Annotated in this window: 24 protein-coding genes; 13 read left to right on the top strand and 11 right to left on the bottom strand. The window is 69.1% G+C overall.

Going from position 1 to position 22,068, the window contains the following annotated elements; translation table 11 throughout:
• Position 1 precedes the first annotated feature (1 nt).
• Both DDF67_RS07725 and metH read left to right on the top strand, forming a co-directional pair.
• The gene (locus DDF67_RS07725) at positions 2-403 is read left to right on the top strand and encodes a DUF4259 domain-containing protein (protein WP_109100310.1); all 402 of its coding nucleotides are present in this window, start codon (positions 2-4) and stop codon (positions 401-403) included.
• Complete coding sequence (metH, locus tag DDF67_RS07720) at positions 400-3,069, top strand: methionine synthase (protein WP_109100309.1); 2,670 nt, start codon at positions 400-402, stop codon at positions 3,067-3,069. Before DDF67_RS07725 ends, metH begins: the two co-directional genes overlap by 4 nt.
• Here the strand turns inward: metH and DDF67_RS07715 are convergent.
• Complete coding sequence (locus DDF67_RS07715; protein WP_109100308.1) at positions 3,066-3,632, bottom strand: Uma2 family endonuclease; 567 nt, start codon at positions 3,630-3,632, stop codon at positions 3,066-3,068. The two genes, metH and DDF67_RS07715, sit on opposite strands and share 4 nt — an antisense overlap.
• Positions 3,633-3,763: 131 nt before the next feature.
• On the opposite strand from DDF67_RS07715, the gene DDF67_RS07710 reads away from it, so the two are divergent.
• Entirely contained in the window at positions 3,764-5,197 is a 1,434-nt protein-coding gene (locus DDF67_RS07710; RefSeq protein ID WP_408608597.1) for a GH1 family beta-glucosidase, read from the top strand.
• 44 nt (positions 5,198-5,241) lie between these two features.
• On the opposite strand, the gene DDF67_RS07705 is transcribed toward DDF67_RS07710, so the two are convergent.
• Complete coding sequence (locus tag DDF67_RS07705; protein WP_109100307.1) at positions 5,242-6,111, bottom strand: hypothetical protein; 870 nt, start codon at positions 6,109-6,111, stop codon at positions 5,242-5,244.
• Between the two features lie 293 nt (positions 6,112-6,404).
• Between DDF67_RS07705 and DDF67_RS07700 the strand changes: the two genes are divergently transcribed.
• From DDF67_RS07700 to DDF67_RS07685, 4 genes are all read left to right on the top strand, one after another.
• A complete protein-coding gene (locus DDF67_RS07700; RefSeq protein WP_109100306.1) occupies positions 6,405-7,100 on the top strand; it encodes a J domain-containing protein in 696 nt (231 codons plus the stop codon).
• 124 nt (positions 7,101-7,224) lie between these two features.
• The gene (locus tag DDF67_RS07695) at positions 7,225-7,527 is read left to right on the top strand and encodes a hypothetical protein (protein WP_109100328.1); all 303 of its coding nucleotides are present in this window, start codon (positions 7,225-7,227) and stop codon (positions 7,525-7,527) included.
• Between the two features lie 133 nt (positions 7,528-7,660).
• The gene (locus DDF67_RS07690) at positions 7,661-7,951 is read left to right on the top strand and encodes a putative quinol monooxygenase (RefSeq protein ID WP_109100305.1); all 291 of its coding nucleotides are present in this window, start codon (positions 7,661-7,663) and stop codon (positions 7,949-7,951) included.
• Between the two features lie 126 nt (positions 7,952-8,077).
• On the top strand, positions 8,078-9,169 hold the full coding sequence (locus tag DDF67_RS07685; RefSeq protein ID WP_109100304.1) for an NADH:flavin oxidoreductase: 1,092 nt from the start codon (positions 8,078-8,080) through the stop codon (positions 9,167-9,169).
• A 174-nt stretch (positions 9,170-9,343) separates the two neighbouring features.
• Here the strand turns inward: DDF67_RS07685 and DDF67_RS07680 are convergent, their stop codons facing one another.
• The 7 genes from DDF67_RS07680 to DDF67_RS07650 form a co-directional block, all read right to left on the bottom strand.
• Complete coding sequence (locus DDF67_RS07680) at positions 9,344-10,255, bottom strand: SMP-30/gluconolactonase/LRE family protein (RefSeq protein WP_109100303.1); 912 nt, start codon at positions 10,253-10,255, stop codon at positions 9,344-9,346.
• Between the two features lie 77 nt (positions 10,256-10,332).
• Positions 10,333-11,409 carry an NAD(P)H-dependent flavin oxidoreductase gene (locus tag DDF67_RS07675; protein WP_109100302.1) on the bottom strand — a complete coding sequence of 359 codons (1,077 nt, stop codon included), beginning with the start codon at positions 11,407-11,409 and terminating at the stop codon, positions 10,333-10,335.
• An 8-nt stretch (positions 11,410-11,417) separates the two neighbouring features.
• Positions 11,418-11,789, bottom strand: coding sequence for a hypothetical protein (locus DDF67_RS07670; RefSeq protein ID WP_109100301.1), 372 nt, complete (start codon positions 11,787-11,789; stop codon positions 11,418-11,420).
• Positions 11,786-12,304: a dihydrofolate reductase gene (locus tag DDF67_RS07665; RefSeq protein ID WP_101716562.1), complete on the bottom strand. Its 519-nt coding sequence runs from the start codon at positions 12,302-12,304 to the stop codon at positions 11,786-11,788. The genes DDF67_RS07670 and DDF67_RS07665 overlap by 4 nt, the downstream gene beginning before the upstream one ends.
• A gap of 39 nt (positions 12,305-12,343) precedes the next feature.
• Complete coding sequence (locus tag DDF67_RS07660; RefSeq protein ID WP_109100300.1) at positions 12,344-13,186, bottom strand: thymidylate synthase; 843 nt, start codon at positions 13,184-13,186, stop codon at positions 12,344-12,346.
• 97 nt (positions 13,187-13,283) lie between these two features.
• On the bottom strand, positions 13,284-14,234 hold the full coding sequence (locus DDF67_RS07655; protein ID WP_408608596.1) for an SH3 domain-containing protein: 951 nt from the start codon (positions 14,232-14,234) through the stop codon (positions 13,284-13,286).
• A gap of 73 nt (positions 14,235-14,307) precedes the next feature.
• Positions 14,308-14,862 (bottom strand): DUF924 family protein, encoded by a 555-nt coding sequence (locus DDF67_RS07650; protein ID WP_109100299.1) that lies wholly within the window; start codon positions 14,860-14,862, stop codon positions 14,308-14,310.
• Positions 14,863-14,966: 104 nt separating this feature from the next.
• Between DDF67_RS07650 and DDF67_RS07645 the strand changes: the two genes are divergently transcribed.
• The 4 genes from DDF67_RS07645 to DDF67_RS07630 all read left to right on the top strand — a co-directional run bounded on the left by DDF67_RS07645 (position 14,967) and on the right by DDF67_RS07630 (position 18,003).
• Entirely contained in the window at positions 14,967-15,947 is a 981-nt protein-coding gene (locus tag DDF67_RS07645) for an RcnB family protein (protein ID WP_109100298.1), read from the top strand.
• Between the two features lie 252 nt (positions 15,948-16,199).
• Entirely contained in the window at positions 16,200-17,219 is a 1,020-nt protein-coding gene (gene ilvC, locus DDF67_RS07640) for a ketol-acid reductoisomerase (RefSeq protein WP_101713690.1), read from the top strand.
• Positions 17,220-17,313: 94 nt separating this feature from the next.
• Complete coding sequence (locus DDF67_RS07635; RefSeq protein WP_109100297.1) at positions 17,314-17,736, top strand: hypothetical protein; 423 nt, start codon at positions 17,314-17,316, stop codon at positions 17,734-17,736.
• A 27-nt stretch (positions 17,737-17,763) separates the two neighbouring features.
• Positions 17,764-18,003, top strand: a complete 240-nt coding sequence (locus tag DDF67_RS07630) for a hypothetical protein (RefSeq protein WP_109100296.1) — start codon at positions 17,764-17,766, stop codon at positions 18,001-18,003.
• Here the strand turns inward: DDF67_RS07630 and DDF67_RS07625 are convergent.
• Positions 18,000-18,800: a CAP domain-containing protein gene (locus tag DDF67_RS07625; RefSeq protein ID WP_109100295.1), complete on the bottom strand. Its 801-nt coding sequence runs from the start codon at positions 18,798-18,800 to the stop codon at positions 18,000-18,002. The genes DDF67_RS07630 and DDF67_RS07625 overlap by 4 nt on opposite strands.
• 77 nt (positions 18,801-18,877) lie before the next feature.
• Here DDF67_RS07625 and DDF67_RS07620 point away from each other — a divergent pair, with 77 nt between their 5' ends.
• Both DDF67_RS07620 and DDF67_RS07615 read left to right on the top strand, forming a co-directional pair.
• A complete protein-coding gene (locus DDF67_RS07620; RefSeq protein WP_109100294.1) occupies positions 18,878-19,441 on the top strand; it encodes a nucleoside 2-deoxyribosyltransferase in 564 nt (187 codons plus the stop codon).
• A 78-nt stretch (positions 19,442-19,519) separates the two neighbouring features.
• Positions 19,520-20,887, top strand: a complete 1,368-nt coding sequence (locus DDF67_RS07615) for an MATE family efflux transporter (RefSeq protein ID WP_109100326.1) — start codon at positions 19,520-19,522, stop codon at positions 20,885-20,887.
• A gap of 132 nt (positions 20,888-21,019) precedes the next feature.
• Here DDF67_RS07615 and DDF67_RS07610 read toward each other — a convergent pair whose 3' ends face one another.
• On the bottom strand, positions 21,020-21,922 hold the full coding sequence (locus tag DDF67_RS07610) for a cobalamin biosynthesis protein CbiG (protein WP_109100293.1): 903 nt from the start codon (positions 21,920-21,922) through the stop codon (positions 21,020-21,022).
• Positions 21,923-22,068: the final 146 nt, after the last annotated feature.

The raw sequence follows: 22,068 nt of genomic DNA, 5'->3' as shown, positions 1-22,068 counted from the left end.
CATGAGCGCATGGGACAACGGCCCGTTCGACAACGACGAGGCGGCCGACTTCATCGAGGACCTGGCGCAGGCGCCGGACTGGCGCACCGTGGTGCGGATCCTCGATCACGTGACCAAGGCGACCGGCTATCTGGAAGCCCCCGAGGGCGAGATGGCGGTGGCCGCGGCGGCTGTGCTGGCTGCCTGCGTCGGCGACGTCTCGGTGCTGCCCGAGGACCAGCAAGGCCTCAAGGACGCCCTGGGCCCGCCGCCGGAAGGCGCCGTGCGCCTGGCGCGCGCGGCCCTGGCCCGCGTGGTCGCCCCGGCCTCCGAAATCGACGAACTCTGGCAGGAAGGCGACGCGCATGACGTGTGGCTGACCCACATCGCCAGCCTGCAAAATATTTTGAGCGCATCCCAATGAGACCTGTCTTCGTCAACATCGGCGAGCGGACCAACGTCACCGGTTCGGCCAAGTTCAAGAAACTGATCGTCGAGGGCAACTTCAGCGAAGCCCTGTCGGTCGCCCGCCAGCAGGTGGAGGCCGGCGCCCAGGTCATCGACGTCAACATGGACGAGGGCCTGCTCGACTCCGAACAGGCGATGATCACCTTCCTGAACCTGATGGCGGCCGAGCCCGATATCGCACGGGTTCCGGTGATGATCGACAGCTCCAAGTGGGAGGTGATCGAGGCCGGCCTGAAGTGCGTGCAGGGCAAGGCGATCGTAAACTCGATCTCGATGAAGGAAGGCGAGGCCAAGTTCATCGAGCAGGCCAAGCTGTGCCTGCGCTACGGCGCGGCCGTCGTGGTCATGGCCTTCGACGAGGTCGGCCAGGCCGACACCGCCGCCCGCAAGATCGAAATCTGCACCAAGGCCTACGATATCCTGGTCAACAAGGTTGGCTTCCCGCCCGAGGACATCATCTTCGATCCCAACATCTTCGCCGTGGCGACGGGGATCGAGGAGCACGACAACTACGCCGTCGACTTCATCGAGGGCACGCGCGAGATCAAGGCGCGCTGCCCCCACGCCCGGATCTCGGGCGGGGTGTCGAACGTGTCGTTCAGCTTCCGCGGCAACGAGCCGGTGCGCCGGGCGATCCACTCGGTGTTCCTGTACCACGCCATCAACGCCGGCATGGACATGGGCATCGTCAACGCTGGCGACCTGCCGGTCTATGACGATATCGACCCGGTGCTGCGCGAGGCCGTCGAGGACGTGATCCTCAACCGCCCGCAGCGGACCAACGTCTCCAACACCGAGCGCCTCGTGGACATGGCGCCCGGCTACAAGGGCGAGAAGGGCGCGGCCCAGCAGGTCAATCTGGCCTGGCGCGAGGGCACGGTGGGCGAGCGCATCACCCACGCCCTGGTCAACGGCGTCACCGAGTTCATCGAGGCCGACACCGAGGAAGCGCGGCTGGCGGCCGAACGCCCGCTGCACGTCATCGAAGGTCCGCTGATGGACGGCATGAACGTCGTCGGCGACCTGTTCGGCGCGGGCAAGATGTTCCTGCCGCAGGTGGTAAAGTCGGCGCGGGTGATGAAACAGGCCGTGGCCTGGCTGATGCCGTTCATGGAAGCCGAGAAGGAAGGCCAGGAGCGCAAGGCCGCCGGCAAGGTGCTGATGGCGACCGTCAAGGGCGACGTCCACGATATCGGCAAGAACATCGTCGGCGTCGTGCTGCAGTGTAACAACTACGAGGTCGTCGACCTGGGCGTGATGGTGCCCGCCGACCGCATCCTCGAAGAGGCCAGGAAGCACGAGGTCGACATGATCGGCCTGTCGGGCCTGATCACGCCTTCGCTGGACGAGATGGTTTTCGTCGCCGCCGAGATGGAGCGCCAGGGCTTCGACATTCCGCTGCTGATCGGCGGCGCCACCACCAGCCGCACCCACACGGCGGTGAAGATCGAGCCGGCCTATCGCCGGGGCCCCACGACCTATGTGGTCGACGCCAGCCGCGCCGTCGGCGTGGTCTCGTCGCTGCTGTCGGAGACCGACAAGGATCGGGTCGTGGCCGACACTCGCGCCGAGTACGTCAAGGTGCGCGAGCAGTACGCCCGAGGCCAGACGGTCAAGGCGCGCACCGCCATCGGCGAGGCCCGCAAGCGCAGGTTCGCCATCGACTGGAAGGACTACACCCCGCCCAGGCCGCTGTTCACCGGCACGCGGGTGTTCGAGCCGAGCCTGGCCGAGCTGGAGCCGTTCATCGACTGGTCGCCGTTTTTCGCCAGTTGGGAGCTGATCGGCCGCTATCCGCAGATCCTGGAAGACGACGTGGTCGGCGAGGCCGCCCGCGACCTCTATCGCGACGCCCGGGCCATGCTCGACAAGGTCATCGCCGAGAAGTGGTTCGGGGCCAAGGGCGTGATCGGCTTCTGGCCTGCCCAGGCCGTCGAGGACGACGTGGTGCTGTTCTCCGACGAGACCCGCACCGTCGAGATCGCCCGTCTGCACACCCTGCGCCAGCAGATGGACAAGGGCGCGGGCAAGGCCAATCTCGCCCTGGCGGACTTCGTCGCCCCGGTGGGCGGCCCGGCCGACTATGTCGGCGGCTTCGCGGTCACCGCCGGTCACGGCGAGGACGAGATCGTCAAGACGTTCAAGGATGCCGGTGACGACTACAGCGCGATCATGGCCTCGGCCCTGGCCGACCGCCTGGCTGAAGCCTTCGCCGAGTGGCTGCACTACAAGGCCCGCGTCGAGCTGTGGGGCTACGCGGCCGAGGAGGGCTTCGACGCCGACGCCCTTATCGGCGAGAAGTACGTCGGCATCCGTCCGGCGCCGGGCTATCCGGCTCAGCCCGACCATACCGAGAAGGGCACGCTGTTCCGTCTGCTGGGCGCCGAGGCGGCCACCGGCATGGCCCTGACCGAAAGCTTCGCCATGAGCCCGGGCGCGGCCGTCTCGGGCCTCTATTTCAGCCACCCGCAGAGCCACTATTTCGGGGTCGGCAAGATCGACTTCGACCAGGTCGAGGATTACGCCCGCCGCAAGGGCTGGGACCTGGCCACGACCGAGCGCTGGCTGTCGCCGATCCTCAACTACGACCCCCACGCGCGGGCGCGGGGCGAGGCGGCTTAGGCTTCGAAAAGCGAGGCGAGGGCGATCTTCAGGCCGGGCAGCAGCAAGGCTTCCAGGTCGCCCTCGACGACCTCGATAGACCGGTAGCCGTCGTCGGACGGGCGTCGATGGACGACGGCGCGCTTGGCTAGAACGTCCACCACCCAGTAGTCGGCCACGCCGTGCTGGGCATAGATGCCGGCCTTCACGCCTAGATCGTAAGCCCGGGATTCGTCGGCGACCTCTATCAGCAGCGCAATATGCTCGCCCGTCAGTTCCTCGGGCTTGATGCGGCGCGGATAGAGCATCAGGTCGGGTTCGACGAACAAGCGCTCGGTCAGATAGAGGGTGGTTTCGACACCCAGGCGCAGGTCGCCGGGCATCGTCCTGGCCAGCCGTTCGATCAGGGCGCTCTTGGTGATCTCGTGGGCGTTCTTCTTAGTGGCCATGACCACGATTTCCCCGTCGATCAGCTCGATGTTCTCGTTCTCGGCAAGCACGCCGGCCTGGACCATGCGGAAGACGTCTTCCGTGGTGAACAGCCGGTGAGGCAGGTCGAGCGGGGGGCGGACCGGGGCGTTCATGCGTGAAGCCTAGCATGATCGGCCCGGGAGGGCAGGCCTCTGGTCAACCGGCGTTCTTCGCGTGCATGCTGAGCTCAACGGAGGCGCGGACCTTCGGTTCAGGCTGGGAGTGGGGCGTGAAGGACGGGGGCATGAGCCGCCGCGCGCTGGGCGCGTTGGCGGTCGGGGGAACGGCGGCGAGCCTGGCGGGATGCGCGGGACCCAAGGACGGCGACGTTAGGCCGAAGTCGCGGGACTTTCCCAAGGATTTCGTCTGGGGCACGGCCAGTGCGGCCTTCCAGACAGAGGGCTCGCCGCAGGCCGACGGACGCGGAGCCAGTGTCTGGGACGTGTTCCAGGACCAGCCTGGCAAGATCATCGACGGCTCGAACGCCAAGATCGCCACCGACAGCTATCGCCGCTGGGCCGAGGACGTCGATCTGGTGGCCGGGGCCGGGATGGGCGCCTATCGCTTCTCGATCTCCTGGTCGCGAGTGCTGCCCACTGGGGCGGGCGCCGTCGCCCAGGCCGGGGTCGACCACTACAGCCGCCTGGTCGACCGGCTGCTGGAGAAGGGCGTCGCGCCCTACGCCACGCTGTTCCACTGGGACCTGCCGCAGGCGATCCAGGACCGCGGCGGCTGGGCCGCGCGCGACAGCGCCAAGGCCTTCGCCGACTACGCCGCCCTGATCGGCGAGCGGCTGGGCGACCGTCTCAAGAGGATCATCGTGCTGAACGAGCCGGCGGTGCACACCGTGTTCGGCCACGTCACCGGCGAGCACGCGCCGGGCCTCAAGGACGTGGCCTTGCTGGGCCCGGTGACCCACCACATGAACCTGGGGCAGGGGATGGCCATCCAGGCCCTGCGCGCCGCCCACGGCGACCTGTCGATCGGCACCACCCTGGCCCTGCAGCCCTGCCGGCCAGCGGGCGGCGGCCTGGCGTTCTGGAACCGGCTGGCCTCGGACGGGCTGGACGCCCTGTGGAACCGCGCCTGGCTCGATCCCCTGCTGAGGGGCGAGTACCCCGATGCGATGGACGAGTTCCTGGGCGACCGCGTGCGCCCCGAGGACCTGACGATCATCCGCCAGAAGGTCGACTTCATGGGCGTGAACTACTACGCCCCGGCCTATATGCGCCTGGCGCCGCTGTCGCCGGGCCGGATCAAGCCGGCCGATCCGCCAAGCGGCGTCGAACTCGACGCCTTCGGGCGGCATGTCGATCCGTCCGGCCTGCTGGAGGTGCTGGCTCGCTTACGCACCGAGTACGGCAATCCGCCGGTTTTCATCACCGAGAACGGCTGTTCCGACCCGTTCGGCGACGGCAGGGCGATCCAGGCCGACACCTTCCGCATCGCCTTCCTGCGCCGCCACCTGCAGGCGGTGAAGGCGGCCATGGAGGCGGGCTCGCCGGTGAAGGGCTTCTTCGCCTGGTGCCTGGTCGACAACTGGGAATGGGCGCTGGGCTACCGCTCGAAGTTCGGCCTGGTCAGCCACGACCTGTCGAGCGGGGAGCGCAGGCCCAAGGCGTCCTACGCCTGGTACGCGAACCTGGCGCGCAGCGGGGTCTTGCCGACGGCGCCTTGAGGATTATCCGGGAGGACCGCCCGGCGGCGGCCCTCCCGCGGCTTTTAGTCCGGCTTGCAGATCAGCACGTCCTTGCCGCCGCGCTTGGCAGGGACGAGGCTGCCGGCGCAGGCCTGGGGATTGGCCGGGTCGATGATGATCTCGCGGCTGGCCGGCAGCTTGGCCGGGGTCGAGCCGATCGGGGCCAGCGGCTTGCTGGCCGCCTGGGTCGCCGTGGGCTTGGCGGCGGGAGCGGCGGCTGGCCTGGCGACGGGCTTGGCAGCCGCTGGCTTAGGGGCGGGCGCAGGGGCCGAGGTTTCGATCTTGGCCGGCTTTTCGGCGGGCGGCGGAGGCGGCGGCGCTTCGGCTTGCGGTTCCGGAGCGGCTTCAGGCTCGGGGTCGACCGGCACGGCGCTCTTGACGTTGTAGTTCAGGGCCTGGCCGAACAGGTTGGACTTGGTCTCCAGGGCCTTGGCGCGGGTCTCGCAGTCGCCGGGTGGCGACCAGCTCATCCACACCTGGGCCAGGCGCGCCTTGTCGACGGCTTCCGAGCCGCCCCAGATCGAGCGGCCTTTCTTCATCGCGGCCGCGCCGTACTCCGAGATCGGACGCGGGCTGGCCTTCTCGGCGGCGGTGATGGCCGAGGCGTAGGTCTTCAGGTCGCCGCGCGCCTGGATCCGCATCGCCGGATATTCCTTCAGCGCGGCGGCCGCGCCGTCCGGGCCGGGGAAGGCCTTCTCGATGCGCGTCACCTCGGGCATGACCTTGTCGTACAGCTCGACATAGCCGCCCAGCGCGCCGTAGCACCAGGCGATATAGCCGTACTCGTCGCTGGGCGGGGTGGCGGCGGGCTGGGTGCGCGGGGGCGGAGCGGCGGTGGTCACGGGCGCGTCCTGCGCCATCAGGGCGAGAGCGAAGAGAAGAGCGGTCGCCATACGGCCGGAGATCCTTTTTAGTGACGTCAGCTAGCTGACTAGAGCATTTCGGGCCGCATTGGGACCTCAGCATGGCGCCGAATGGACAAAGTCCGCAGCCAAGCTCAGCCATAACGACGCAGACGCCGGATGGCTCCGAAGATGGCGGCAATTCTGAACAAGTTTACATGTGCGATGCAGCAATCGCCGGGTGGGTCGCCTGCGAGGCCTATGCTAGAAGGCCCTTCCGGTGCGTCATCCTGGCGGCGCCCGGATCCGTATCTTCCAGGACCTGCCGGCGTTAGACTTCCCGCATGACCTTCTGGCGCAACATCGCAAGCATCGCGGCCCGCCGTCTGGATCTGGCGGAATGCGCCGAATGCCCGCCCGGCCCGCCAGGGCAGGACCCGGCGTTCTCGACGGCCGTGACGGCGCTGGGCGCCAAGCTCGCAAAGGCCGACGGCAGCGCCGACGGCCACGAGTTCGCGGCCTTCTCGCAGGTCTTCCATCCGGATCCCGCGTCCGAGCAGAACATCCACCGCCTGTACGACCTGGCCCGCCAGACCACGCACGGCTTCGAGAGCTACGCCAAGCGGCTGGCCAAGCGCTATCGTTCGTGCCCGCAGCTCCTGGAAGACGTGCTCGACGGCCTGTTCCACATCGCCAAGGCCGACGGTGCGGTGACCCAGGACGAGCTCGACTACCTGGAGCGGGTGGCCGAACTGTTTGGCCTGTCGCCCCTGGCTTTCCGCCGCCTCAGCGCCACGCATCTGGGCGCCGAGGCCGACGACCCCTATGTGATCCTCGATGTCGCCGCCGACGCCGAGGACGAGGTGGTGCGCCGGGCCTGGAAGTCGGCGCTGTCGGACGCCCACCCCGATCGCGCCCGGGCGCGCGGCCTGCCGGCGGAGTTCATCGAGGTGGCCGAGGCCAAGGCGGCCGCGATCAACGCCGCTTTCAGCACCGTCATGCGCGAGCGCCGGGAACTCGGACTGGCCGCTGCGGGTTGAACGGAAAAGTCTTTGTGATTGAACCCAATGGGTGTTCAGTTGACGTTCAGACCTCCAGAGCCAACCTAAGGGGCGAGGACGGAGATTCTGGGCGCCCCGGCGCCGATCGAGGACGACGATGACCATGACCCTTGGCGCGAACATCGGCGCGACGCAGTTTTCGGCCTGGCGCGGTCTGGCCGCGGTGGTCGGCGGCGTGGCTACGGCGATCGCGGTATCGGTCGCCGCCGTAGTGGCGGTGGTGTTCGCCGCGACCTTGGTGGTGGTGGGCTTCATGGCCACCGCGCTGCTCGGCCTCGCCGCCTTCGCCCTGCGCGGCCGCCGCCAGGCCGCCCGCGCCAAGGCTTCGGCCGACCCCAACCTGATCGAGGCCCGCAATGTCGGCGGCCACTCCTGGGTCGCCTACGGCTGGAACGAGCGGCGCTAGAGCGCCAGCCTTCCGCTCAAAGAGTTTCGGACGCCGCGATCACCGGAAGGTTGTCGCGGCGTTTTTCGTTGGCGCTTGCCCTGCCGCGCAACCTCGTCCAACGTGCTGTTCAAACAACTGTTGGGAGGTGGGCATGATCGGTGTGGTGGCGACCCTGAAGGTCCAGCCGGACAAGGCTTCCGAATTCGAGGCGGTGTTTCTCGACCTCGCGGCCAAGGTAAAGGCCAACGAACCCGGCGCGATCGTGTACCAGCTGACCAGGTCCAAGGCCGACGCTGGCGTCTATAAGGTGCTGGAGCTCTACGCCTCGGACGAGGCGCTGAAGCACCACGGCGGAACCGACTACTTCAAGGCGTCCGGCGCGGCCATGGCGCCATTCCTGGCCGGGCGGCCCGAGATCGAATATCTCGACGCGGTGGAGTAGGGACCTTCCCAAGCCGGGCGGCGCTCCCCAGATAACCGCAACCGTTGCAGTTTTTCTGCATGGCGCGGGCATGCAAACGACCGTTTAACTTGCTTGCGAACCTCCTCGCTTCCTGGAGCGCCCCCCATGGCCCTCGACGCCCTCTTCAAGCCGTTCGAATTCAAGTCGCTGAAGCTGCCCAACCGGGTGGTGATGGCGCCGATGACCCGCTCGTTCTCGCCCGGCGGCGTGGCGACGGACGATGTGGCCGCCTACTACGCCCGCCGTGCGGCCGCCCAGGTCGGCCTGATCGTCACCGAGGGCACGGGCGTCGCCCGGCCGGCCTCGCTGAACGACGCCAACGTGCCGCGCTTCCACGGCGAGAAGGAGCTTGCGGCCTGGAAGAAGGTCGTCGACGAGGTCCATGCGGCAGGCGGGCTGATCGCGCCGCAGTTATGGCACGTGGGCTCGGCCAAGGGGCCGGCGCAACTGGGCAAGGTCGACAGTCCCTCGGGCGTGTCCAAGGCGGGCGGCGGCCAGTTCACCGAGCCGATGACCGACTCCGACGTCGCCGACACCATCGCCGCCTTCGCCACGGCCGCTGCCGACGCCAAGCGCCTGGGCTTCGACGCCATCGAGCTGCACGGCGCCCATGGCTACCTGATCGATCAGTTCTTCTGGAACGGCACCAACCTTCGCGACGACGCCTTCGGCGGGCCGACCATCGCCGAGCGCAGCCAGTTCGCCGCCGAGATCCTTAAAGCCGTCCGCGCCGCCGTCGGTCCCGACTATCCGGTGATCATCCGCCTGTCGCAGTGGAAGCAGCAGGACTACGCGGTGAAGAACGCCGAGACCCCGCAGGCGCTGGAAGCCTGGCTGCAGCCGCTGGCCGACGCCGGCGCCGACATCTTCCACTGCTCGCAGCGCAGGTTCTGGGAGCCGGAGTTCGAAGGCAGCGACCTCAATTTCGCCGGCTGGACCAAGAAGCTGACCGGCGCCCCGACCATCACCGTCGGTTCGGTGGGCCTGTCGGGTGAGTTCATCGCGGCTTTCGGCGGCGAAGGCAGCCAGCCGGCCTCGATCGACGGCCTGCTCGAACGCCTCGACCGCGGCGAGTTCGACCTCGTCGGCGTGGGCCGCGCGCTGCTGCAGGATCCCGAGTGGGTGGTAAAGATCCGCGACGGCCGGAACGACGAACTGCAGAACTTCAACCGCGAGGCGTTAGGGGTTCTTTACTAGCACTCGCTGTCCCTCTCCCTTTGCAGGAGAGCGGGCCCGCGTAGCGGGTCAGGCGAGGGGTTGCACAAACAGAAACGCCGCGACAGCCGATCGTCCGTCGCGGCGTTTTGCTTTTGAGAGACCCCTCATCCGTCGGCCTTCGGCCGCCGCCTTCTCCCGCAGGGGGGAGAAGGGTCATTGATTGAAGTTCAACCTCAACCCGGGCCGTTCCCAGCGCCCGCGATAGAGCTTCCCCGTCCCCGAGGCGGTGATCCAGACGTCCCGCATGTCGGGGCCGCCGAAGCAGAGGTTGGTGGTGATCACGTCGGGCACGGCGACGTGCTGCGTCGCGCCGTCGGGCGAGAAGGCGGTGATCCCGCCGTTGATGATCGTCGCCACGCAAGCGCGGCCGTCGGCCTCGACCGCCAGGCTGTCGAGCAGCTGGTAGCCGGGCAGGTTGCAGACCACGCGACCGGGCTGCAGCGGGGCCGGCGGGGCCAGTTCGCCTGGGGCTGTCACGTCGAAGGCCCACAGGCGCCCCAGCATGGTGTCGGCAACATAGACCACGTCCTCGGCGGGCGAGAGGCCCACGCCGTTGGGCGAGATCAGGTGGTCGCGAAGGCGCACGATGTGACTGCCGTCGGTCTTGGCGTAGTAGAGCGCTCCGTACCTGCGGCCGTCGGGCGTCGAGCAGCCGTGGTCGGTGAACCAGAAGCCGCCCTGCTTGTCGAAGACGAGGTCGTTGGGCCCGACCAGCCGCCTGCCGTCGCAGGCCTCGTAGAGGGTGGCGACCGCGCCGGTGGCAAGGTCCACCCGTTGGATCGAGCCGCCCTCGTGGCTGGCGGGCGTGGGGCCGGGGACATTAAGCCCGCCCATGTCGAAGAACTCGAAACTGCCGCCGTTATTGGTGACATAGACCGCGCCGTCCGGACCGATGGCCGCGCCGTTGGGGCCGCCGGGCAGGCGAGCGAGCGTCTCGCGCGCGCCGTCGGGCGTAATCCGGCTCAGGGCTTGGCGCTGGATCTCCACCAGCAGCACCGAGCCGTCCGCCATGGCGATCGGGCCTTCGGGAAACTGCAGGCCTTCGGCGACGAGGTTCAGGTCCATGTCGTCTCGCTCCCTTGCTGCACCTCTGCGGGTGTCTGTCAGGGAGTAAACGTTCGTTTGAACCTGCCCGCAACCACTCAGGCGCCGGCGAGCATCCTGGTCAGCGCCTCTGCGTCGAGGCCGCGCGGAGCCAGTCGCGCCGACTGGCCGGCCCAGAGGTTGGTGAAGTCGCCATTGTTTCCGTCCTGGCGCAGCGGCGTCAGGGCGCCGCCGGCCAGGGGGAAGGGTGGCACGACCTGGCCGCCAATGGGCCCGACCTCGCGCATCAGCCGGTTGGCCACCCCTCGGGCCGGACGGCCGGTGAAGACGTCGGTGAGCATGGTGTTGTCGTCGCGGGCCTCGTCCAGGGCGGCGCGATGGGCCGAGGGGATCTTCGCCTCGGGCGTGAACAGATAGGCCGTGCCGACCTGCACCCCGGCCGCGCCCAGGACCCGGGCGGCTGCGACGCCGCGCGCCTCGGCTATGCCGCCGGCGGCGATCACCGGGACCGAGACGGCGGCGACCACCTGCGGCAGCAGGGAGAAGAGCCCGGGCTGGCTGGCGGTGTCCAACAGGTTGTCGATCGCCTCGCCGTAGCCTGGCAGGAAGGTGGCGCGGTGGCCGCCGGCCTCGGCGCCCATGGCGATGACGGCGTCCACGCCGTGCGCCTCCAGCCAGACGGCCTCGGCGACCGTGGTGGCCGAGGACAGGATCTTCGCGCCGGTGAGCCGCACGCGATCAAGCAGGTCGGCCTGGGGCAGGCCGAAGTGGAAGCTGACGACCTCGGGACGCAGGTCCTCGACCAGGGCGCAGAAGGCTTCGTCGAACGGCGCGCGGCCTCCGGCCGGCGGCGGCGGCGCGGGATCGACGCCCGCCTCGACATAGTAGGGCGCCAGCCGCGCCCGCCAGGCCAGCATCCGCGCCGGATCCACGGCGGGAGCGGCGTGGGCGAAGAAGTTGAGGTTCAGGGGCGCGTCGACGGCGGCGCGGAATTCGGTGATCGCCGCGCGGGCCTGGTCGGGCGTGTACTGGGCGCAGGCCAGCGCGCCCAGGCCGCCGCCGCGCGCCGCGCCGATGGCCATGGCGGGCGTGGTTGCGCCGGCCATCGGAGCCTGAAGCACCGGCGCCGCGACGCCGAGAAGGTCGATCAGCCGCCGGTCGGTCCAGGTGCTCATGGGGGCGCTCAGTTCAGGTCGAAGAGGTCGTAGGCGATCAGCTTCAGGCGCTCGTCGAAGAAGGCGCGGCCGTAGCTGGAGCGCTGCAGGGCGGCCTGGTCGACGCCGTGCTCGACGTCCGAGCCGCTGGCGCCGGGGGCGGAGCACGGCACCGACAGGCGCAGGGTCCGGCCGACCTTCAGCTTCACGCCCGGTTCGGCGCGAACGACCTTGGCGGCCACCAAGCAGCGGCCGCGCACGCCGCGCGGCACGCCCACATGCTTGACCTGCAGAACGACGATCTCGGCGGCCTTGTCGCGGGCGTGCTGGCGCGCGTCGGCGGACGGCGGCGTCGCGGACGCCGCCTGGACCAGGACGAAGGCGGCCAGCAGGGCGCTCACTTGCGTTCCAGCACGCGGAAGACGAACGGGAAGTCGTCGCCCTCGCCGGCGGGGCGCTCCTCGCGGCGCACCTCGGTCCAGGCGCTCTCGTCGAAGGCGGGGAAGGCGACGTCGCCCTGAACTTCCGCCTGCACCTCGGTGACGTAGATGCGCTTGGCGCGCGGCAAGGCCAGTTCGAACAGGGCCGCGCCACCGATGACGCAGACCTCCTCGACGCCGTCCTCGGCGGCCTGTTCCTTGCCGATCTGCACGGCTTCCGACCAGGTGTCGCAGACCACGGCGCCCTCGGCCTCGAACTTGTGGTCACGGGTCAGGACGATGTTGAGGCGGCCGGGCAGGGGCTTGCGGGGCAGGCTGTCCCAGGTCTTGCGGCCCATGATCACCGGCTTGCCCAGGGTGGCGGCCTTGAACATCTGAAGATCCGACTTCAGCCGCCAGGGCAGGTCGTTGTCGCGGCCGATAACGCCGTTGAGCGAGCGGGCCACGGGGCCGACGGTGAGGATGGGGGCGGTCATGGCGGCGAGTCTTAGCGGCCCGCCGCCGCTAGCGGAAGGTCAGACCGAGACCGCCGCCTTGATATGCGGGTGGGCCTCGTAGCCTTCCAGCGCGAAGTCCTCGTACTCGAAGGCGAAGAGGTCGGTCTTGTCGGCGATCTTCATCGTCGGGAAGGCGAAGGGCTCACGGGTCAACTGCTCGCGAGCCTGATCGAGGTGGTTCAGATAGAGGTGGGCGTCGCCGAAGGTGTGCACGAACTCGCCCGGCTGCAGGCCGACGACCTTGGCGACCATCAGGGTGAGTAGGGCGTAGCTGGCGATATTGAACGGCACGCCTAAGAACACGTCGGCGCTGCGTTGGTAGAGTTGGCAACTGAGCTTTCCATCCGCCACGAAGAACTGGAACAGGCAGTGGCAGGGCGGCAGGGCCATGTCCTCGACGTCGGCCGGGTTCCAGGCGCTGACGATATGCCGGCGGCTGTTGGGGTTGGTCTTCAGCCCCTCGACCAGATTGACGATCTGGTCGATCGACTGGCCGTTCGGAGCCGCCCACGAGCGCCACTGCTTGCCGTAGACCGGACCGAGCTCGCCGTTCTCGTCGGCCCACTCGTCCCAGATGCGCACGCCATTGTCCTTGAGGTAGGCGATGTTGGTCTCGCCTTTCAGGAACCACAGCAGTTCGATGATGATCGAACGCAGGTGCAGCTTCTTGGTGGTCAGGACGGGGAAGCCCTTGGCCAGGTCGAAGCGGATCTGGCGGCCGAACACGCCCAGAGTGCCCGTGCCGGTGCGGTCGCCGCGCTGGACGCCGTTGTCGAGGATGTCGGCCAGCAGGGCGAGGTACTGCCGCTCGGGATGGTCGGCGGCGGCGGCTTTCGGGGCGTCGAGGACGGCGGTGGTCATGGGCCGCACAATCGCGACGAATCGAGCTGGTGGCCAATCACAAAAACGCCCCGCGCAGCGAACCGGCGGGGCGTTCTCGTCTAGATGGCGGAGTGCCTTACTTCGAGGGCTCCAGGCCCGTGTTCAGCACCCAGCCGACGTTGTCGTTCTCGTCGGCCACTTCCCACCACAGTTCCTGCTTCTTGCCGGTCGGGTAGACGATCGAACCGGCCGGCAGGGCGCGGATCAGCTTGCCGGCGGCCACCGGAGTGGCGCGCATGTTGACGACGCGGGTGGCCACGAAGGTCTTGCTCGGAGCCGCCTGGGCGGCCTGGGCGCTGTCGCCCACCAGGCCCAGCTCGCCGACCATCTTCGAGTAGCTGTTGATGAAGGCCAGGGTGATGATGCGGCCGATCTCGGTGTCTTCGTAGCCGCCGCCGACCGCGCCGGCGAAGCCGATGCCGCCGCCCGCGCCCCAGCCGATGTCGTTCTTCACCGCGTAGCCTTCCTGGACGGCCACGGTCTCGGTCGTACGGACGTTGGTCAGCGACAGGACGGTGTTGGCTTCCAGCTTCTTGGTCTTGATGCCGCCGACCAGGGCGCCGGCCCGACCGCCGATCAGGCCGCCGATGGCGCCGGCCACCGCGCCGCCGCCGGCGTTGCTGTCGCTGGCCTGCACTTCGGCCACCAGCACGTAGTCGGCGGCCTTGATCTGGCCCTGGCCGACGTTGGAGCCGCGCTGCAGGCCGAGGTTGCCGCCGATGTTGCGCTCGATCTGGGCGGCGTTCAGGCCCGCGCCACGGTCGACGAGGTTGAAGCAGCCCGACTTCTGGACGATGGCGCGCAGCAGCTTCTGCGGCGAGGCCAGGTTGTACTGGGTCCAGCCGCGGGGATCGTCGCCGTCGATGATCGACAGGGTGCCCAGCTTGCGCGTGCAGCGCGGCACTTCGGCCTGGGCCTGGGTCTGCATCTGCTGGGCCTTGGTCGGCTTGGCCTGGGCGAACGCCCCCGCCGGAGCCGCGACGCAAACCATCGCGCCCGCCGCGAGCATGAGTTTCTTCATCGACATAGACAGCGCCCTCCAGGCCCCTTTCAATTCGCGGCGGACACTACAGTATCGATTGCACGCAAGCCAAGCTCGCCTAACCGGCGAACCCGCCTTCATCGAGGAAAGTCTGCTCGGCCGGGGTGGTTTCGCGGCCCAGGGCGACGTTGCGATGCGGGAAACGGCCGAAACGGGCGATGATGTCGCGGTGGATGATCGCCCACTTGATGGCGTCCTCGTCGCCGGTGTCGGCCTGCATGCCGGCGCACAGCTCGATGCACAGCTCCTGGTCGGCCAGGGATTCGGAGTGTTCGAACGGCAGGTAGAAGAAATAGCGCAGCTCAGGAGCGACGGCGGTGTCGTGGCCCTTGGCGATGGCGGCGCGGGCCACGGCGCGGGCCTTGCCGTCGGTGGCGAAGGCGTGGCCGCTGCGGCGGTAGAGGTTGCGGGGGAACTGGTCGAGCACGATGATCAGGGCCAGCGAGCCTTCGGGGGTCTCGACCCAGTCGTCATAGTCGCCGCGCGCGGCGGCGTGGTGAGTGGGCTCGTACTTCAGGCGGATGGCCTCGTCGAACGCCCGATTCTTTTCGAACCACTGCTTGGGGCCGGCCCCGGTCCAGAAGCCTAGAATGTCCTGCGGTCGGGCGGCCATGGCCTTCTCCTGCGGGTTTCGTTCAATTGCGGTTCATGCGCCAAGCGCGACACTGTGATCAAGGGATGAGCTACGGGCCGGCGCAAGGCCCCTTGGAGCAAGAGATGAAACGTCTGATCACCGTCGCGATGATCCTGTCGCTGACGGGCGGCGCTGCGGCCCAGGCGGGCTCCGCCGCGACGGTCCTGGCGATGCAGCAGAACGAGCGTGGCGACCGCGGCGATCGTGGTGGTCGCAGCGACCGTGGGCCGCGCGCGGAACGGCCTGAAGGCGGCTGGCGCGGCGGCCAGGATCGCGGCGGCCAGCCCGCGCCGCAGGCTCCGCGCCCGCCCGAGGCCCGTCCGGCGCCGCAGGCGCCCCAGGCGCAACAGCCCGACCGTGGAGATCGCGGCGACCGGGGCGGCTGGCAGGGCAGGGGCGATCGCCCCGATCGTCCTGACCGCCCGTCCGGCGGCTGGCAAGGCGGCCAGGACCGTACTCCCGGCGCCGGCGGCGGCGCACCTTCGACCCGTCCTGATCGTGGCGATCGCCCCGACAGAGGCGACCGTCCCGACCGCCCGGGCGGCGGCTGGCAGGGCGGGCAGGATCGCGGCGATCGCGGTCCCGACCGCAACGATCGTCCGAACCGTCCAGGCGGCCACCGCCCCGACCGCCCCGACCGCCCCAATGGCGGCTGGCAAGGCGACCGTGGCGATCGTGGTCCCGACCGCGGCCGTCCCGGCGGCGGCTGGCAGGGCAACGACCGGGATCGTCCCGGCCCGCGTCCCGGCGACCAGCGCTGGCGCGACCGCGACAACGGCCGTCCGCAGTACGACCAGCGTCGCTGGCGGCCCAGCTACCGCGCGCCCCAGCGCTATCGCGCTCCGGCCTACCGCTATCCGCGCGGCTGGTACGTGAACCGCTGGAGCTTCGGCGACTACCTGCCCGGCGGCTGGTATGGCAGCTCCTACTATCTCGACTGGTTCCGCTATGGCCTGCCCATGCCGCCGATCGGCTGCGAATGGGTGCGGGTCGGCAGCGACGCCGTCCTGGTGGACGTCTGGTCGGGCCAGGTGCTGAGCGTCTACTACGACCTCTTCTGGTAAGGGCGAGCTTCGCCCTCCAGCGAAAGCCGCGCTTCCCATCGGAAGCGCGGCTTTTTGTTTTTCGGCGCTTTCCCTGGCCGGCCTGGCCTTTGTCGGGGCTTTTTCGCCTCAGTCGCGGTATTTAAGCGTCGCCGAACGTCGCTCGGGGCGCGCCCTGCCTTGACGAGGCGGCAAAAAAACGCTCAAACGCCCGCCTTTCCCGCTTTCAGATTGCGTGAGGCGGGCGGATTGACCAGTCCTGGAGAAGAAATCATGCGCGTCTACTACGACCGCGACGCCGACCTCGCCCGCATCCTGGACCGGAAGATCGCCATCGTAGGCTATGGCAGCCAGGGCCACGCCCACGCCCTCAACCTTCGTGACAGCGGCGTGCCGAACGTGGCCGTCGCCCTGCGCCCGGGTTCGCCCTCGGCGAAGAAGGCCGAGGCCGAAGGCCTGAAGGTCATGTCGGTGGCCGACGCCGCCGCCTGGGCCGACCTGATCATGATCCTGGCCCCGGACGAGCATCAGGCCGCGATCTACAAGAACGACATCGCCCCCAACATCCGTGACGGCGCGGCCCTGCTGTTCGCCCACGGCCTGAACGTCCACTTCGGCCTGATCGAGCCGAAGGACACCATCGACGTGCTGATGGTCGCCCCGAAGGGCCCTGGCCACACCGTCCGTGGCGAGTACCAGAAGGGCGGCGGCGTGCCCTGCCTGATCGCGGTGCACCACAACGCCACCGGCAACGCGCTGGACCTCGGCCTGGCCTACGCCTCGGCCATCGGCGGCGGCCGCTCGGGCATCATCGAGACCAACTTCCGCGAGGAATGCGAAACCGACCTGTTCGGCGAGCAGGCCGTCCTCTGCGGCGGCACGGTCGAGCTGATCCGCGCCGGCTTCGAAGTGCTGGTCGAGGCCGGCTACGCGCCGGAAATGGCCTATTTCGAGTGCCTGCACGAACTGAAGCTGATCGTGGACCTGATCTACGAAGGCGGCATTGCCAACATGAACTACTCGATCTCGAACACCGCCGAGTACGGCGAATACGTCACCGGCCCGCGCGTCGTGACCGCCGAGACCAAGGCCGAGATGAAGCGCGTGCTGGAAGACATCCAGTCGGGCAAGTTCGTCCGCGACTTCATGCTGGAAAACGCCGTCGGCCAGCCGTCCTTCAAGGCGACCCGCCGTCGCGCTTCCGAGCACCAGATCGAGGAAGTCGGCGCCCGCCTGCGCGGCATGATGCCGTGGATCGCCAAGAACAAGCTGGTGGACGTCACCAAGAACTAAGCGTCGGCCTTATGGCTGAACGGACGACGGCGGGCTCGCGAGGGCCCGCCGTTTTTCGTTTGTGCGGGCATGGGGGTTGCGGCCAAGCTGGGGCATGGCTTCGACGGATTTCCATAAGGCTCTGGAAGACCTCTACGCGGCTTTCGCCGTGGCGAGGCCGCGCGATATCGATGGCTGTCCCTGCTGCGTCGACAAGCGCAATGTCGATGTGCTGCTGAGCAAGCCGTTGCGGAAGCTGACGGCCGACGACCTCCACGGCTACGCCAGCGGCGTCTTCCTGACCGTCGGCGCTCTGGGCGATTATTTCTATCTTCTGCCCCGGCTGCTGGAGTTGTCGGCGGCCGGGCCGCGCTGGATCCTTGATCCGCAGATCGTAGTCGGACGCTTGCGGCATGCCGAATGGGAGTACTGGAGCGACGTTCGTCGCGGGGCGATCGTAAGGTTCCTCGACGCTTGGTTCGATCAGGCGCTTGCCTTGGCCGCATCCGACGAGGGCGGCTTCGACCCGGGCGGGTGAATCGCGGACCTGCTCTGCGGCGCGGCGATGGCCAGGCTCGACATTGCGCCCTATCTCGAACGCCTCAGGACGCAGGGCGCGGTGGTGGCCGAGCTCTACTGGCGTTTCGGCGAACTCGCGACCGAGGGGCGTGGTCCGACTGACTTCTGGGAAGACGCGCCGGATGGCAGGGCCACGCTGATGGCCTTCATGAACGATCCCGAGGTGTTCGACATCGTGGCGCGCGTCAGCGGCATCTTTCCAGTACGGGGCGGAGACGCCGTCTAGACCAGCACGAACACCGGACCCCAGGCCACCTGGTATTTGTGCGTCCCGCTGGTCAGGTGCGGGCGAAGCTGCCAGGCGCCGGGCGGGATGCTGACCGGCTGCGGTCGCTCGACATAGGTCTGGGTCAGCACGTCGCCGCCGGGCTCCGACAGCGAGAACTGGTCGATGCGCGGGCTGGCGCGCGACAGGGCCGCGGCGATGGCATCGACGCTCTGCGCGCGCAGCGGGGCGGGGGCGGCCAGGCGCGCGGAGACCTCGGCATAGACGCCCACGGCGATCACCTGCGGGCCTTCGCGCAGGGCGGCGTAGGCGACATGGGTGAACCCCGGCGCCAGCAGGTTGGCGCGATGGCCGGGGCTGGTCTTCCACTGGCCCATGATCTGGTCGGGGCGAACCTGGCCGGCGGCGTTGCGGCGCATGGCGATGTTCTCGGCCGGGGCGCCGACGAGGTCGCGGGCCAGAAGGCCGACGCGGGCGGCGGGGCCGAAGCCCTCGCGGGTCATGTGATCGTAGATCTGGCTGCGAGCGATATCGGCGGCATGGGCGCGGGCGGCCAGGGCCAGGCCCGGATCGAAGCGCAGCGGCGGCAGGCCGCGCGCCTCGCGGAAGGCGTCGCCCTGGTCGAGCAGGTCGCGCTCGAAATCGGGGTCGTAGTCGCCCCGGCGGTCGGCCATCTGGTCGCGCAGCCGGCGCTCATAGGCGAGATAGGTCTGGGCGGAAGCGGCCTGGGCTAGGGCCGGCGCGGTCAGGGCGGCGGCGCCCAGGACGAGGGCCGAGCGGCGGGAGAGGGCGGTCATCGGCGGACGGTTCGATCTCCAAGACGGTTGCCATCAAACAGTTGACAGGCGGGGCCGGTCGTCCGCTCTAAGGCCGGATGCGACCTGTCCGTTCCCTGTGGCTGGCCGGCCCCGAAGCCTGGCTCCCTGACGCCCAAGCTCAAGACCTGCGCCGCAAGGCCCTATGCCTGGACGCGGGCTTTACGCCGTTCTCGGGCGGCCAGGCCGCGCCGGCTGACGACTTCAGCTCGGAAATCCAGGCCCGCGAACTTTACATGGACCGCATGGCCCAATTGCGTCAGGTCGATGCGGCGATCGTCAACCTGACCCCGTGGCGCGGGCCCTCCTGCGACGCCAGCGTGGCCTTTGAGGCCGGCGTGCTGGCAGGTCTTGGCAAGCCGGTCTTCGCCTATCTCAATGTCGAGGACGAGAGCCTGGCCGAGTATGTCGACCGGGTGGACGTGCTGGTCGGCGCCGAGCGCGGCGAGGACGGAATCTGGCGCGACGAGCACGATTGCGTGGTCGAGGACCTGGGCCTGCCCGAGAGCGTGATGCTGTGGGCCGAGGCGCGGCGCCTCTTCGTCATCGTCACGCCCGAACCGCTGCACGACCTGACGGGGCTTGAGATGTGCCTGCAGGCGCTGCGGCTGTACGCGGAGTAGGGAGAGGATCTCGAGCCGCCCCTTGCCCAATCGATGGGCATCGGCCACCTTCCGGCCCCGTTTCGAAAGGCCCATCCCATGTCGCGTCCCGCGGCCGCGCCGGCTTCCGGGAAGCCGCGCGGCGTCATCGTCTCCGATCTGATCGAACTGCTGCGCCTGGCCGGGCCGGTGGTGCTTTCGCGCCTGGGGATCATGGTCATGGGCCTGACCGACGCCATCGTCGTGGGCCACTTCTCGGCCCGGCAACTGGGCTTCCACGCCATGGCCTGGGCGCCGACCTCGGTGTTCGTCACCGTGACCGTCGGCCTGCTGGTCGGAACCCAGGTGATGGGCTCGCGCGCCATGGGGGCGGGACGGCCGCACGAGGCGGGCGCGGTGCTGCGCCGGGGCGTGATCTACGCCTTCTGGCTGGGCGTGGGCGGCTCGGCCCTGCTGGCGGTCGGCGCGCCGCCGCTGCTGCATCACGTCGGCATCGAGAAGGCCCTCGCCGATGGGGCGACGGCGCCGCTGATCGTGTTCTCGCTGTCGCTGACCCCCTACGCGCTGAGCGTGGCCTTGAGCTTCTGGCTGGAAGGACTGGGCCGCCCGGGGCTGGTGACCGTCAACATGTGGGTGGCCAACCTGATCAACCTGGCGGTCAACCTGCTGCTGGTGCCGGGCGTGCTGGGCCTGCCGGCCCTGGGCGCGGTCGGCGCGGCCTGGGCCACCTTCGTGGCGCGTACGGCCTTCACCATCATGCTTGCGGTCGTGATCTGGCGCCTGAAGGACGCCCGGGCCATGGGCGTGTTCGACAAGCCCGTCCGCGACCGCGCCGCCGAGAAGGAGCAGCGCCGGGTCGGCTACGGCGCGGGCAGCTCCAACCTGTTCGAGGTCTCGGCCTTCGCCGGCATGAGCCTGGTCGCCGGCTGGCTGGGCGGGCTCAACGTCGCGGCCTGGGCCGTGGTGCTCAATGTGGCAGGGGTGATCTTCATGGTTCCGCTGGGCCTGGCGACGGCCACCGCCGTGCAGGTGGCCCGCGCCCACGGGGCGCGCGATCCGGCGGGCATGAGCAGGGCGGGCTGGATATCGTTCGGGGTCACGGCGGTTTTCGCCCTGGTCGTGGGTTTGCTGCTCTATCCGCTGCGCCATCTGGTGGCCGGCGCCTACACCGCCGACCCGGCCGCCATCGCCCTGATCGGGCCGGCCCTGGCCCTGACCTGCCTGTTCCTGGTGCCCGACGCCGTGCAGGTGGTCTGCGCGCAGGCCCTGCGAGCGCGCGGCGAGGTCTGGATCCCCGCCGCCACCCACATGGTCGCCTACGCCTTGATCATGGGTCCGCTGGCCTGGTGGCTGGCCCTGCCGATGAAGATGGGCGTGAACGGCATCGTCTGGTCGGTGATCGTCACCAGCTTCGCGGCAGCGGCGATGTTGCTGGGGCGGTATGGGATGCTGGATCGGCGGGGGTAATGCCCCCTGAGGGGGAGTTGCCCGGAGGGCCGGAGGGGGCGGTCCCTGCTGAATTCGAGCCAGCCGCTGAGGGGAGGGGGCGCTCCCCCTCCGTCGGCTTCGCCACCGCCTCCCACTTCGGGGAAAGGGCCCTTAGATCGAAGCCCCCAGAATCCAGCCTTCCTCGGTCTGCGCGTCGACCACCAGGTCGGCCGGCGCATCCTTGGATGGTCCGAACAGCGCGGCCAGCTTGCCGGCCTCGTCGAGCTTGGCGAAATGCTCGGCAAGGCCGCGCACCTGGGCCAGGTCCTTGATCTCGCCGGGGCCGGGGACGGCCTTGATCAGCGACGGATAGACCTCGGCGACCACGGCCTCGACGCCGTCCAGATCGGCTTCGGTCAGGGTCTTGAAGCCGGTCTCGAACGGCCAGACGCGCACAGCCTCGCCGCGGGCGTCCTTCAGGCGGCGCACCGCCGGGATGCCCATGATCGCCTGGCCGCCGACAGAGCCGTTGTAATAGAGTTTCCAGATCGAGTGCGCGCCTTTCGCCGCCACATCGGCATGGCGGAACTCGGGCAGGTCTTCGGGGCCATGCTCGCGCGTACGCTTGGGCTGCAGCGTCGTCAGCGCGTCCTTGGGCGGGCAGCCCCAGAACGGGAAAGGCCCGCCGGTCAGGCGGCGGTTGATCTCCGAGCCGACGCCGAAGCGGTTGTTGGTGTTGTCGGCCTTGTCCTTGACCATCTTGTTCAGCTGGTCCCAGACCGCGCGCCAGGGCTTCTCGCCCGGCAGGTTCAGGGCCGCCGAAAAGCCGCGCGGGAAGCCCAGCGGAAAGTCGAAGCCCACCAGGGCGCGCTCGCCGCGCTTCTTCAGGTCGTCGAGGATCACGGCCAGCTTGGCCTCGGCCTCGTTGCGGGTGGCCGGGTTGTAGCTTTCGAAGGTCAGGCGGAAGCGCACGTCGCGCTTGAGCACCCCGATCCAGACGGAGTCGGCCCCGGTGGTCGGCTTGGCCGCCGCGCTCCAGTCGACGATCACATAGGCGCTGAAAAGCCGCGACACGGCGGAGGCTCCGTCAAATCCAAACGAAGCGCGCTTCTACTCCCCCAGAGGGTGAGCCGCCAGCCGTTGCGAAGCTTGAGCAGGTGTTTCTGGGCCGGCCGTATCGACGGCCAATAAAAAACCCCGCCCGGTGAGGGGCGAGGTTT

The sequence above is a fragment of the Caulobacter endophyticus genome, assembly GCF_003116815.1.
GTDB classification, from domain to species: Bacteria; Pseudomonadota; Alphaproteobacteria; order Caulobacterales; family Caulobacteraceae; genus Caulobacter; species Caulobacter endophyticus.
The sequence above is the reverse complement of the archived record's forward strand: the minus strand, read 5'-3'. Positions and strand labels throughout refer to the sequence as shown.

Coding starts and splice junctions, on each gene's coding strand:
- DDF67_RS07645 (WP_109100298.1), top strand. CDS start 14,967: ATGAAACGTCTGATCACCGTCGCGATGATCCTGTCGCTGACGGGCGGC.
- DDF67_RS07660 (WP_109100300.1), bottom strand. CDS start 13,186: ATGACCACCGCCGTCCTCGACGCCCCGAAAGCCGCCGCCGCCGACCAT.
- DDF67_RS07710 (WP_408608597.1), top strand. CDS start 3,764: ATGAGCCGCCGCGCGCTGGGCGCGTTGGCGGTCGGGGGAACGGCGGCG.
- DDF67_RS07685 (WP_109100304.1), top strand. CDS start 8,078: ATGGCCCTCGACGCCCTCTTCAAGCCGTTCGAATTCAAGTCGCTGAAG.
- DDF67_RS07665 (WP_101716562.1), bottom strand. CDS start 12,304: ATGACCGCCCCCATCCTCACCGTCGGCCCCGTGGCCCGCTCGCTCAAC.
- DDF67_RS07700 (WP_109100306.1), top strand. CDS start 6,405: ATGACCTTCTGGCGCAACATCGCAAGCATCGCGGCCCGCCGTCTGGAT.
- DDF67_RS07635 (WP_109100297.1), top strand. CDS start 17,314: ATGGCTTCGACGGATTTCCATAAGGCTCTGGAAGACCTCTACGCGGCT.
- DDF67_RS07715 (WP_109100308.1), bottom strand. CDS start 3,632: ATGAACGCCCCGGTCCGCCCCCCGCTCGACCTGCCTCACCGGCTGTTC.
- DDF67_RS07690 (WP_109100305.1), top strand. CDS start 7,661: ATGATCGGTGTGGTGGCGACCCTGAAGGTCCAGCCGGACAAGGCTTCC.
- DDF67_RS07630 (WP_109100296.1), top strand. CDS start 17,764: ATGGCCAGGCTCGACATTGCGCCCTATCTCGAACGCCTCAGGACGCAG.
- DDF67_RS07705 (WP_109100307.1), bottom strand. CDS start 6,111: ATGGCGACCGCTCTTCTCTTCGCTCTCGCCCTGATGGCGCAGGACGCG.
- DDF67_RS07625 (WP_109100295.1), bottom strand. CDS start 18,800: ATGACCGCCCTCTCCCGCCGCTCGGCCCTCGTCCTGGGCGCCGCCGCC.
- metH (WP_109100309.1), top strand. CDS start 400: ATGAGACCTGTCTTCGTCAACATCGGCGAGCGGACCAACGTCACCGGT.
- DDF67_RS07615 (WP_109100326.1), top strand. CDS start 19,520: ATGTCGCGTCCCGCGGCCGCGCCGGCTTCCGGGAAGCCGCGCGGCGTC.
- DDF67_RS07680 (WP_109100303.1), bottom strand. CDS start 10,255: ATGGACCTGAACCTCGTCGCCGAAGGCCTGCAGTTTCCCGAAGGCCCG.
- DDF67_RS07620 (WP_109100294.1), top strand. CDS start 18,878: ATGCGACCTGTCCGTTCCCTGTGGCTGGCCGGCCCCGAAGCCTGGCTC.
- DDF67_RS07695 (WP_109100328.1), top strand. CDS start 7,225: ATGACCCTTGGCGCGAACATCGGCGCGACGCAGTTTTCGGCCTGGCGC.
- DDF67_RS07725 (WP_109100310.1), top strand. CDS start 2: ATGAGCGCATGGGACAACGGCCCGTTCGACAACGACGAGGCGGCCGAC.
- DDF67_RS07655 (WP_408608596.1), bottom strand. CDS start 14,234: ATGTCGATGAAGAAACTCATGCTCGCGGCGGGCGCGATGGTTTGCGTC.
- DDF67_RS07650 (WP_109100299.1), bottom strand. CDS start 14,862: ATGGCCGCCCGACCGCAGGACATTCTAGGCTTCTGGACCGGGGCCGGC.
- ilvC (WP_101713690.1), top strand. CDS start 16,200: ATGCGCGTCTACTACGACCGCGACGCCGACCTCGCCCGCATCCTGGAC.
- DDF67_RS07675 (WP_109100302.1), bottom strand. CDS start 11,409: ATGAGCACCTGGACCGACCGGCGGCTGATCGACCTTCTCGGCGTCGCG.